Below are 11769 nucleotides of genomic sequence, written 5' to 3'. Positions count from 1 at the left end.
TGTTGCCGTTAGCCCAGGAATCGAAGCAGGCTCAGTTGCTGGATGCGCGCGGTCAGCGCGTAGGAAGTCTCGATGCTCGAAAGCAGGTCGGCCACGCGCGTCGAAGCCTCGTAGGGATCGACGCCTTCCATATCGAGAATGTTCTTCTCGAACAGGCTGGCCTGCATCTTGATGCGTTCACTGGCGTCGGAGACGCGCTTCTCGACGATGCCGGTCTGCGATTGCAGGTCGGCAAGTCCGGCGATGGCCTCGCCGACCATGGAGACGGCGCGCTCGATCAGCTGCTTCTTGCCGGCGACACTGAGGTTGCTGTCGAACAGGTCGCTGATCGTGGCGGCTGCCATCGCCAGCTTGCGCATGCCTTCCTCGTTGGCGCCGACCGACGTTTCGGTCGTCTGGTTGAGCGCGATGCGGCTGACGATCTTCTGGTCGGTGGCATTCGACCAGTTGGCCTGCCACCCGGCGCCTAGGAATTGCGGCTCGAGGGCCGAGGTGATGAAGGTATCCATCTGCGCCGCCGTGATGTTGGCGGCGGCCGGGTCGTTTTGCGCGAAGCCGAAATGACCGAGGAAAGCAGCGTCGAAGGCGGCCTTGGACGGTGAGCCAGCTTCGTTGAAGCCGTTGACCGGGCGGACGTCCGTGTTGACGCCGGCAAACAGGTATTCGCCGTTCAGGCTGGTGTTGAGGATCGAATTGAGTTCCTGCAGTGCGGTGTCGGCGCCGCTGCGCGTGACCGTGGCCCCGGCGTCGCCATTGGCCGTTGCTGTCAGCGTGGCCAGGAAATTTTGCGCGGTCTCCGACAGCTTGCCGAGCGCCATCTGCGTTGCCGACAGGCGCGAGGAAGCCATCGAGTTGGAATCGACGATGCCGTTGAGGCGGTCGAAATCGCGGGCGAAGCTGACGACCTGAGCGGTCTGGGCGCCGAGCGCCAGACCGGTGTCGGCGACCTTGCCGGATGCGACCTCCTTCTGGGCCGTGACCAGGCTGCTCTGCGTGCGCTGCATGGAATAGCGCAGGGCCTGGGAAACAGCGGAGGTCGAGACGAAGGATGCCTTCATGGCGCTACCTCACCGCCGCCAGCAGAGCCGTGAGCATCTCGTCGATGGTCGAGATCAGACGCGCCGAGGCCTGGTAGGAATGTTCGAGGTCGAGCAGCAGCGACATTTCCATGTCGACATTGACGCCGGTGTCGTTGGACAGCGCCTCGGCGGTGCGCACCGCCAGAGCCTCGCTGTTCTGCAGCGTCGTCGAGGCGGTCTGCCGCAAGCCCTCGAACCAGCCGATGGCATTGGTCGAAAAATCGGACAGGCTGGTGTTGGGGTTGATGCCGGCGGCGGGATCGAAGGCCATCGGCGTGGTCATTCGGTCGCTGTAGGCGATCAGCAGGTTGGAATAGGAGGAGCCGCCGAGGGTGTTGACGACATAGGCCGCACCATTGGCACCGCCATCACGCAACAGGCTGGGGTTGCCGCCCTGCGCGGAATCCATGGCGGCGTTGAGCGAAATCGAGCCGGCCAGACCGCTGACCAGGGTGCCGGCCGCCGGCATGCCGGGTGCGCCGGGCCAGGTGAAGAGACCCGGCGCGTCGGGCTGTGCGGGCGCGGTCTCGGAGAAGGCGGTGATCAGGCCGCGCGCGACTTCGTCGAGCTGGCTCTGCATGGTGGTGGTGACGCTGTCGCGCAGCTGTGTCAGCCCGGCGAGCTTGCCGGACGCGGGATTGGTGCCGCGGACGGCGACGCCGTCGACATAGACGGAATTGCCGGGCACGCCGGCAGCAAGCACGCTCGACGGCGTGAAGGTCACGGCGCGCGGTATGGCCTCGAACAGCATCGTGCCGTCATTGGTCATCACGACCATGTCGTTGTCGCCGCGGGTGAAGGTGGTCACCGGCAGGTATTCGGCGATCTTCTTCAGCGTCGCATCGCGCTGGTCGAGCTGGTCCGAGACGTCGCGACCGGCGCGCGTGCCGGCGATCACCAAGTCGTTCGAATTCTTGAAATCGGCGAGCAGGGTGTTCAACTCGCCAACCGCGCCGGCGATCTCGACATCGGCCTGCGAGCGGAAGGACTGGATTGCCGCGGTGCCGTCGTTGAGTGAGCGCACCACCTGGCGGGCCGCGTCGAGCGCGTTCTCGGCGAGGTTCTGGTTGGAAGGCGCAGACGAATAGAGCTGCATCGCCTCCTGCAGCCGGCCGATGGCGGTGGCCGGAGACGAGGCATTGTCGATGCCGTTTACCGATATGCCGAGCCGTTCCATGCCGGAGTAGAGTGCGCTCTGGCCGCTCCACTGCGACAAGGCGCCGAGATTCTGGCGAAACAGCTGGTCGCTTGTCGCGCGCTGGACCTGGACAACGTGGGCGCCCGGCGCCGTGCTGGCGACGACCGCCGTGCGGCGATTGTAGTCGGGGTTGTTGGCTTCGAGCACATTGCGCGAAACGATGCTGGTCTGGCGCCCGACATTCCTGATCGACGATTGTGCAGTGCTCAGCGCGGATGACAGCGACATGCTTTATCTCGGCAGCTTCAGGCTACCTCTTGAGGTTGACAAGGACGTCCATGAGATCGGCTCCGGTCTGGAACACTTTCGAATTCGCAGTGTAGCTGCGCTGCGATTCGATCATGTTGGTCAGTTCCTCGGCGATATCGACGTTGGAATTCTCGAGTGCGCCCGCAACGATGCTGCCGCGGCCGCCTTCGTTGGCGAAGCCGATCTCGACCCCGCCGGAATCGGCGCTCTGCGTGAACACGTTGCCAGGCAGGTTGGTCAGCTGGTCGGGGCTCTGAACCGTAGCGATGGGGATCTTGTAGAGAGCCAAGTAGCTGCCGTTCTCGTACTGGGCGTAGACGGTGCCGTCGTTGGAGATTTCGACGCCGGCGACCGCACTCGGCGCATCGCCGTTTACCTTGGCATCGAGCACCGTGTAGTTCAGCGCAAGCTGCGTTGTCTGGGTCAGGTCGAGGTCGAACGAGGCGCCGCCCGGAACCGGGATGACGATGTTGTTGGCGCTGGCGCCGGAAAGCTTGCCGGTTGCCGGATCGAAGCTGAGCGACTGCGTCTGCAGCGGACCGGAGGAATAGGGGAACGAGGTCGACGGCGCGGCATCGGCCTGATTGTAGACGGCGACTTCCCAGGTGTTGGTGCCGGTCTTTGTAAAGTAGACGTCGAGCACCACCTCGGTGCCGAGATTGTCGTAAACGACCAGCGAGGACTTGCCGCCGGCTTCCGCGGTTGGCGCGTTGGCCGAGGGCAGGTTGGCGGCCGCTGGCGCCGTCGAATTGTTCGGCAGGTTGGCGACGAGCGAGCCGGCCGTGGTCGGTGTGGCCGTCAGTTCGACCTGCGAGATGCGGATCTGCTCAAGCCCGCCAAACCCGTTGGCGACGGCGCTCGGGATGCCGTTGGCGAAGCTGTAGCCCATCAGGTAGAAGCCGGCCGCATTGACCAGGCGGCCTTCGCCATCGGGAACGAAGGAGCCGGCGCGGGTCAGCACCGGGCTGCCGCTCGGACTCTGCACGACGAAGAAGCCTTCGCCGTTGATCGCGAGGTCGCTCCCTGATGTCGTGTACTTCAGGTCACCCTGCTGCGAGACCGCGTGGCGCACCGTGGTGGTGACGCCGCCCGAGGTGTAGCTGCCGGCGGTGGTGGGGATGATCAGCGAGGAGAATTCGGTGCTCGACCGCTTGTAGCCGGTGGTACCGGAGTTGGCGATGTTGTCGGCGACCGTGGACAGGCGGTTAGCCTGGGCGTTCATTCCGGACACGCCGGTCCGCATCATTCCATAAAGGCTCATCGAGGCGTTTCCCCAGTTCCCATGTGACCAACCGCGATCATAGGCCCATGGACTTGCGCGAAGCTGGCGCGCCGACGATCGGGTCCAGCAAGGTGGAGCCCGACCGGTCGGGGAACATCAGGCAACCAGCCGGTAGCCGAGGAAGCGCTTGGAATCGATCGGGTCGAAACCTAACCGTTCCCGCAGCTTCTTGCGCAGCTTGCTGATGTGGCTCTCCACGACGTTCTCCTCGACCTCGTCGTCGAAGATGCCGTAGATCGCGTTGAAGACCTGGGACTTGGTGACGCGACGACCGCGATTGCTCGCAAGATATTCGAGAATGCGGCGCTCGCGCCGGGGCAGGGGAAGCGGTTCGCCGTTGATCTCGGGCTCGCGGCCATCCATGAAGACGCGCATCGGACCGATCTCGGTGTGCTCCTGCTCGTCCTGAACCCGGCGCCGGATCGCGGAAATGCGGGCGAGTATCTCGCGGATGTGAACCGGCTTGCGGATGACGTCGTCGACGCCGGACTCGAAAAGCATCAGGGTGTTTTCGAGCGAATGATGCTCGCTGAGTGCGATGACCGGCGCGCCGGTCCGGTCACGGATCGTGCGGGGAGATACGGCACTGTCGCCGCAATCGCCGATCAGGAACGCCTGGACCGATCTCAGGTCCTCATCGGCGACCGATGTAACCCATTCGCCGAATTCGTTAGATCGAAACGAGGCCGTAGCCACGCCCTCTCTGTCAAAAAGTGAATGATATCCCTCTTGTACGAGCTCTCGCTCGTCCACAATTACGATCACCGGCCCGCCCTCCGAATCAGAAGTTTTCAACTGATTACGAAGAGTTAGCTCCTGTCATTAATCCTGAACAACCGTGATTTCTTACAGGTAATTTCTTGCGAGTCGGCACGTTACCGTGGGCGGCGCCGCGGCTGTCCCGGCTTGCGGGCGGGCGGGAGCGGCTCTGGGGCGATGATGCTGAACTCTACGCTGGGTTGCAAAAATTCCTGGCGTTATCGGTCCATTTTCCGAAGCCGGTCGCAACCATGTTGGCGATGACGCGGCAGACATATTTTTTCTGCGCCGGGTCGTTGTCGGGGCCGGCATGGTAGCGTGCAACGGCCATCGACCAGGTATCGTGGCGGGCGTGCAGGGTGAGCAGAAAGCGGGCCGCATAGTCGACGTTTCGGCGGGGGTCGAGCATCTCCGCAACGCTCTTGAACTCGCGGCCGTGGTAGTGGTGGTTGACCTGCATGCAGCCGACGTCGATCCACTTCACGCCTGAGGCGCGGGCCGCCTCGAATGCCTTCAGTGCCTCGCGTCGGGTTCGCGGGTAGACGACTTTCCCTCCAATATTCAGTGCGTTAGGCTGCAAGCTGCCGCTTCGGCCTGTCTCGGCCAGCCCGACGGCGTAGAGGATGCCGAGCGGAATGTCATAGTGCTCGGACGCCCGCAGGATCTCGGGTTCGCAGGGATTTTCGGGTTCGACAGCCTGTGCCTTGCCGGCGCTAGATATACACGCCGCCAGAACCGCGATCATTGTTGCCAGCAGGGCCTTTCTGGCCGGTTTGACGGGCATGCGACTGTGCTCCTCCAGGCTGCTGACCGTTGGTTCCTCCGCCGCCACTGGCCGATGAGCCGGCGTTCGACTGCTGGCCGCTGCCAGTAAATTGCTGAGCTCCGGCCCCGGCGCCGTCCGGACGCGCCTGGGTTGAAGAAGCAGCTGCAGGTTGCAATATCGTGACGCGGTCGATCTCATAGCCCATGCCGCGCAGCGACTTGACCAAGCTCTCGGAGTCGGTCTGGAGGGCACGATACGCCTCGTTGCTTTCGACCTGCAGCTCGATCGAGAGCTGGTCGCCCACGAATTTGAGGCTGGCGGTGACCATGCCGAGCTCGGCCGGGTGCAATTGAATGGAAAGCGAGTGGGCTGGTGTCGTGCCGATGGGCAGCGCCTCGGCTGTAATCCGGATCGATTCGGGCTTTAGCACGCCGCTCGCGGCAAGCGTCGTTGCGAGCGAAAGCGACGTCGACTGGGCGGGCGCCGGCATCATCTGTTCGGAAATCACGGTGACCCGCGACGTGGAGCGTCCGTTGTCGGCGGCAGAGTTGACCGACTTTGGCGCCGTCCTGTCGGACGACGCGTCTGCATTTGCCGAACTCGATCGGGAGCGGACGCCGGTCGGTGGCAATTCGGTCTCGGCGGTCTCGCGGCGCGGAGCGGCGGCCGGTTGTACCGTGCGGGCTCGCGGCTCGACGCCATCGGCGGTTCCCGAATCCGCCTCGCCGTCCTCGGCTACCTCGCTGCTGACGGAATCAGTTCCCGTGCGGGCAACGGGAGCAGCCGGCGCCGCGCGACGCGCGGACTCGCCGCTACGGGTGGCCGCGACGTCGGGGCGCATTGCACCGGCGGCCGCCTGGGCTTGTGGCGGATCGGTTTCATCCGGCGCGGTCTTCACGGCAGTTGCTTCGGCGGGTTCGGGCTGTTCAGGGACGTCAGCTGACACGAGCGCAGGCGAGGCATCCACCTCGGGTTCTTCCTTCGGAGCTTTCGCCGTCTTGCGGGGATGAGTCGGTGCATCAGCTTCTGCCGTTTCATCGGCGGACGGGGCAGACCCGTCGGGCAGGGGGGCGTCCGGTGCATCGTCCTGACCGCGATCCGGCAAACGGAACTCGAACCTGCGCCCGAAGCTTTCGATGCGCTGGATGGCAGCGCCGAACCGTGCGCCAAAACGCGGAGCATCGCGGTCGGCGTCGGCCTGCTCGGCCCCGGCGCCAGGCCTCGACTTCAAGGCGTTGCCCAACGCCTCGTCGAAGCCGGGACCAGCCTCAGCGTCGCGAGACGTTTGCCGGTCTGCGCCGGTCCTCGGCATCAGGATCCTTGGCAGCGCCTGATCCACCCCGTTCGTCATTCCGGCATCTCCCCGAGCAACTTGTCGATGTCTGTCAGCTTGGCACGCGTCGCGGCCATCATGGCGTCTGTCTCGTCGGCCGCGGCATCGATGCTGCGCGCCGGACCATTCAGCGGCGCCGGCGAATGCGATTGTACCGCAGCCTGCTGGACAGGTTCCTGGCCGTGGCCCGCGGCCGGCGCCGCAACGGGTTCCTGGCTATGGTCGTCAGCCGGCGCAGCCGCGGCAGGAACGGGTTCAGGACCAACCTCGCGAACCGGGTTGGCCCGAGCCTTGATCACCTGCTCCGGCAGGCCTTCCGGCACCGCGGTCATCCCTGTGGCGATGGCACTTGCCGCGTCGAGCAGTTCCCTGTCGCTTTCGGACAGCTGGTCGCGATCGATCTTCGAAAGCCTGGCGAGCACGTCGCCGACCGTGCCCGAGGTCACGCCGGACAGGCTCGAATAGAGAAGCGTGCGCGCATCCTCGTCGCGGCCCTCAGCGCGCCCCGACGCGAAGGCCGAGAGTTCGGTCAGACCGTCGATGGCGGCTTGGCGGGCGATGCGCAGGTAGATGACCTTCTCCTGCTCGGGCTCCATCAGCCCCGCGATGGTGGTGACCTCGGCAAGGTCCAGCCCGACATGGAGCGCGATGACGCCGGCCACGAAAGTGTCGGCGAACTGGCTGGCGTATGGCGATCTCAGGTAGCGGCGGACATATTCTTCAGAAAGGAACAGGAATCGCCTGATGTCGCCAAGCCCGGTCGCGATGGCGATTGACCGGCGGAGCGCCGCCTCCTCGACAAGCGTGCCGGGGCTGAGCAGGCGCGCCTTGTCGAGCAGGGCGAGCGCGGCCTCCGGCTCCTGCTCGGCAAGCACCGATGCCTTGACCAGCGCCAGGGAGGCGCCGAGATCGGGCGTGTAGGCCATGGGGTCGACGCCGCCGAGTGCAGTGCGCGCGGCCAGCGGTTCGCCCCGGATATAGGCCAGGATACCGTCGCCGAGCTGGACGACGGGGTCGTCCTGGCCAAGCTTCGTCAGGGCGTACTCGACGGTTCTCGGGTTGCCGCCGCTCATCGCGTAGACGAGAAGGGCGCGGCGGTTCAGTATGTTGTCGAAGCGGGTTCCGTCGTCTGCCGCAAAGCGCGCGTCGATCATCTCGAGCAGCTTGCGCTGCATGGGCATGGCGGCATGATCGCCGCCGGCAATGCGGTCCTGAACCAGTTCGAGCGACCGCACCATCTGGTAGGGTTGAAGCTGGGCCTCTTCGGCCAGCAGACCATTGGCCGAAGCGGCCACGAAACCCGCGGCGCCCGCCAACCGGCAGAGTGCGCGGAGCGGTTTCATCCGTCGACGTCCAGCAGGATCTCGATGCGGCGGTTGCTGGCGCCGAACGGATCGTTCGTGTCTTTCAGTTCGCGGTCGGCATGGCCGGACACCTCGGTGATGCGTGTCTCGTCGAGGCCGCCGCGGACCAGCATGTAGTAGGCCGAGTGTGCGCGCGCGCTCGACAGCCGCCAGTTGTCATAGTCGGCGCTGCGGAACGGACGTGCGTCGGTATGGCCATTGATGGTGAGCGTTCCCTTCTGCTCGGCCAGCGTCTTGCCGATCTTTTCCATGGCAAGCACGAGTTCCCGGCGCGGCAGGGCCGAGCCGATCTCGAACATGCCGAAGTCGAACTGGTCGGTCACGGAAATCACGACGCCCTTTTCCCCAGCAACGACCGACAGTCCCTCGGCGATCTTGGGATCGGCGGCCAAGCTCTGCGCCAGTTCCTCGCGGATGGCATCGGCTGCCTTGACGGTTTCGGCGCTCGGCGCCTTTTCTTCCTTGTCGACCGGCTCGGCGTGCTCGTCCGTCTTGGCCGGGTCGGCGTGGTCCTCTGCCGCCGCCGCCTTCGGTTTCTTGCCGGCAAGCTCCTGCAAGGGGGCAGTATCGGACGGGACGGCCTCCATCATGACGTCCTCGGGCGTCTCGGTGCGATTGTCGCCGTCCATTTTCGGCTTGCGAACCGCGCCCTGCGCTGTTTCGGGCGCCGATGCGACCTGCTGCGTCCAGAAGTCGGGGGCGAAGGGATCGCGGTAGGCTTCGCCGCCGGATGCACCGCTCGAGGGACCGGATAGCTGCGCGCCGCCGTCGCCCTTTTCACTGATATTCTGCAGCACGCCCGTCTCCTCGGCGATCTCCGACAGGACAGCGTAGGGATTGGCGAACAGGTACTTGTCGGAATGGTTCTCGCTCTTGGAGGCGTCGTCCTCCTTCTGGGTCGACGGGTTGGCTGTGAGAACGCCCTCGGTCGGCTTGACCTGCTCCGACGCGGAGGTGTCGGAAGAGGCGCCAGCCGAATGGGGGCCGTCGCCGACATCCTCGAGACCCTTCTTCGACGAGTTGCGGTCGATGAGCTTGACCGGATTGAAGTAGCTGGCAACGGCCGCCTGGGTCTGCTCATTCGAAGCGTTGATCAGCCACATGACGAGAAAGAAGCACATCATGGCCGTCATGAAGTCGGCGAAGGCGATCTTCCAGACGCCGCCGTGATGGCCCTCATCGTGGTCGCCATGACCACGCTTGACGATGATGATCTCGTGTTTTGGTTCGTCGTCGGCGGTGATGCTCATGAGAGGATGTCCGAAAGCACGGTTGCCCATTCGGACAGGCGCGTCTCAAAGAGATTTCCGTCGATGTTGACGACGAGGTCGAAGCCCGGCGCCTCGATGAAGTCGAACTCGCCGGCGCGGTCGCCGAGCGACTCGCTCAACGTTGCAAACAGGGACTGCGGGCCGCGCACCTCGATGCGGACGGCTTCGCGGTCGGTGACTGCGGCGCGGATCGACTGCGCGAGGCTTTCAAGCGAGCGCTTCTGCAATTCCTCGCTAAGGAAGGCGCCCAAAATCCGTGTTGCCGCCGAGGCCGACTGCTCGCCGATGCGGCTTTCCATTTCGTCCATCCGGGCGGCGATGGTCTCTGCGGCCGACTTGCCGAAGTTCTGCAGCATGGCCTCCAGTTCGGTGGCGTGCGCAAGCTTCAGTTCATCGAGCGCGGCGTTGTGCGCGAGCGTCAGGCGCTCCTCGATCGCAGCTTCCGCCTTGGCGATCTGGGCCTGGACGTCCTGTTCGGGATCGGCCTTCGGCCAGTCGACGGGAGGAGGCGTTTCTGCCCTGGCGACCGGGCGCGGTTCCGCCATCGCGGCGGGCAGGGGCAGCGGGCTTGCACCAAAATCCTGTAGCAGGTCGGAAAGGTCGACGACTGCCACTAGGAGGCCTCCTGATGCGACCACTTGCGCAGGATCTGCGCGGTGCGCTCCTCATTGAGGTCGACCATGCGGGCGAGCCTGTCCTGCGGCGCCGGGCGGATCTTCTGGCGCAGCTCGTCGAGCGGTGTCGAACCGGCGCGCGCCCCGGGGATCGAAGCCGCCGCCGATTCCGGAGTGCCCGGGGAGTTGGCGGCCTGCGGGCTCGGCAGGGTGCGCTGCGAATCGTCGGCCGCTGACGACGCTCCGGGCGCGGCAAGCGCGGGGGTCGGCTGGCTCATCGCCGCGACCATCGGCTTGAGGCCGAAGAAGGCGAGCAGGAAGGCGACGACGATGAAGGAAGCGGCGTTGATCATCGTGCCGGCGTGGCGGCCGATCGAATCCAGCATGCCGGGCGCGGCGGTCTCTTCGCCGTCGAGGCCGTCGATGAACTCGACCGCCGAAACGCTGATCACGTCGCCGCGGATTTCGCTGAAGCCGGTTGCCGAAGCGACCAACTTCTGGATCTCTGCAACGCGGGCGGCGATCTGTTCGGGTGTGGCCGTGTCGCCCAGGATGGCGGTCAGCCGCTGCTGGTTGACGACGACGGCGACCGACATCTTGGTGACGGTGTAGCCGTTGCTGACGGTCTCGATGCGCTTGGAGTTCATCTCGTAGTTGGTGGTCTCTTCCTTGCGCTCGCTCTGCTCGGAAGACTGCGGGCCGTCAGCCGATGCGAGGTCGGCCTCGGGAAGGTTCTGCTCGACGGTGGTCGGCGAACTGGCCGATTTCTGGCTGGCGTTCTCGTTCGACTTCACCACCTGGATCGACCGCTCGACCCGCGATTCAGGATCGAAGATGGTCTCCTGGGTCTGGCGCGAGTCGGTGTTCACGTCGGCCTTGACGCTGGCGCGGAAATTGTCCGGGCCAAGGTAGGGGGCCAGGGCGCGCCGGATGTTGTCCTCGATCTGCAGCTCGATGTTGCGCTCGACGTTGAGCGACTGGCTGGCGCTGTTGTTGTTAGGATCGTCGCCGGCGGCGAGCAGCGTCCCGGTCGAATCGAGGACGGTGACGTCCTGCGGGTTGAGGCCCGGAACGGCAGCGGCGACCAAATAGCGTATGGACACCGCGCTGCGGGCGGCGTCCATACCGCTCGAGCGGATGACCACGGAAGCCGACGGCCTCTGCTCGTCGCGGCGGAAGTTGGCGCGTTCCGACATCACGATGTGGACGCGGGCGGCGCGGATGCCGGCGATCGACTGGATTGTGCGGGCGATCTCGCCTTCCAGGGCGCGCACCCGGGTGATCTGCTGCATGAAGGAGGTCAGGCCGAGCGAGCCGACATTGTCGAAGAGCTCGTAACCGGCGTTGGCGCTGGTCGGCAGTCCCTTTTCGGCCAGCATCATGCGGGCTTGCGCGGTCTTGCCGGCCGGGACGAGCACGGTCGTGCCGTCGGATGCCACGTCGAAGCCGATGCCGGCCTCGCCCAGCACGAGGCCGATCTGGTTCACGTCCGACCGTTCCAGGCCTACGTACAGCGTCTCGTAAGCGGGGCGGTTGAGATAGATCGAGCCGACGGCGATGACGGCAAGCACCAGAGCGAGAACGGCGCCCATCATGGCCAGCCGGCGCGGACCGAAGTCGAGCAGGTTCTGGACGATTGGCTTCAACTGCTCTGGCACGGTTCGACTCCCGGATAGACGCACCATCCGAGGTTAGAGCTTGAAGCTTGTGCGAAAATGATAGGACGGGCCGTTCGGACCGAAAAAGTCGGTGCAGAAAGCGGCTGATTCCCGGTCTTGAAAAGTCAGGTGATACAAAAGCTTAGAGCCCGTTCCTCGCCGGAACTTCCGGCGTGGAACGGGCTCTAGTCAAATG

General features: G+C 65.1%; 10 protein-coding genes. All 10 read right to left on the bottom strand.

Annotated elements, in window-relative coordinates:
- Nucleotides 1–8: 8 nt before the first annotated feature.
- Nucleotides 9–1058 (bottom strand): flagellar hook-associated family protein, encoded by a 1050-nt coding sequence (locus tag ACT2BZ_RS01140; RefSeq protein WP_457938679.1) that lies wholly within the window; start codon nt 1056–1058, stop codon nt 9–11.
- Between the two features lie 4 nt (nt 1059–1062).
- A complete protein-coding gene (flgK, locus tag ACT2BZ_RS01135; protein WP_457938677.1) occupies nt 1063–2505 on the bottom strand; it encodes a flagellar hook-associated protein FlgK in 1443 nt (480 codons plus the stop codon).
- Nucleotides 2506–2527: 22 nt separating this feature from the next.
- On the bottom strand, nt 2528–3787 hold the full coding sequence (locus ACT2BZ_RS01130; RefSeq protein ID WP_457938676.1) for a flagellar hook protein FlgE: 1260 nt from the start codon (nt 3785–3787) through the stop codon (nt 2528–2530).
- A 117-nt stretch (nt 3788–3904) separates the two neighbouring features.
- On the bottom strand, nt 3905–4573 hold the full coding sequence (locus ACT2BZ_RS01125; RefSeq protein WP_457938674.1) for a response regulator transcription factor: 669 nt from the start codon (nt 4571–4573) through the stop codon (nt 3905–3907).
- 184 nt (nt 4574–4757) lie between these two features.
- Nucleotides 4758–5351 carry a transglycosylase SLT domain-containing protein gene (locus ACT2BZ_RS01120; RefSeq protein WP_457938672.1) on the bottom strand — a complete coding sequence of 198 codons (594 nt, stop codon included), beginning with the start codon at nt 5349–5351 and terminating at the stop codon, nt 4758–4760.
- Entirely contained in the window at nt 5281–6684 is a 1404-nt protein-coding gene (gene fliK, locus ACT2BZ_RS01115; protein WP_457938670.1) for a flagellar hook-length control protein FliK, read from the bottom strand. The genes ACT2BZ_RS01120 and fliK overlap by 71 nt, the downstream gene beginning before the upstream one ends.
- A complete protein-coding gene (locus ACT2BZ_RS01110; protein WP_457938669.1) occupies nt 6681–8009 on the bottom strand; it encodes a chemotaxis protein MotC in 1329 nt (442 codons plus the stop codon). The genes fliK and ACT2BZ_RS01110 overlap by 4 nt, the downstream gene beginning before the upstream one ends.
- Nucleotides 8006–9280 carry a MotB family protein gene (locus tag ACT2BZ_RS01105; protein WP_457938667.1) on the bottom strand — a complete coding sequence of 425 codons (1275 nt, stop codon included), beginning with the start codon at nt 9278–9280 and terminating at the stop codon, nt 8006–8008. Before ACT2BZ_RS01105 ends, ACT2BZ_RS01110 begins: the two co-directional genes overlap by 4 nt.
- Nucleotides 9277–9915 (bottom strand): hypothetical protein, encoded by a 639-nt coding sequence (locus ACT2BZ_RS01100; protein WP_457938665.1) that lies wholly within the window; start codon nt 9913–9915, stop codon nt 9277–9279. The genes ACT2BZ_RS01105 and ACT2BZ_RS01100 overlap by 4 nt, the downstream gene beginning before the upstream one ends.
- On the bottom strand, nt 9915–11573 hold the full coding sequence (fliF, locus tag ACT2BZ_RS01095; protein ID WP_457938664.1) for a flagellar basal-body MS-ring/collar protein FliF: 1659 nt from the start codon (nt 11571–11573) through the stop codon (nt 9915–9917). Before fliF ends, ACT2BZ_RS01100 begins: the two co-directional genes overlap by 1 nt.
- Nucleotides 11574–11769 lie beyond the last annotated feature (196 nt).

This window comes from Mesorhizobium sp. 10J20-29, from assembly GCF_054130485.1.
Note: the sequence above shows the minus strand (reverse complement) of the source record. Positions and strands in the feature narration are given on the sequence as shown.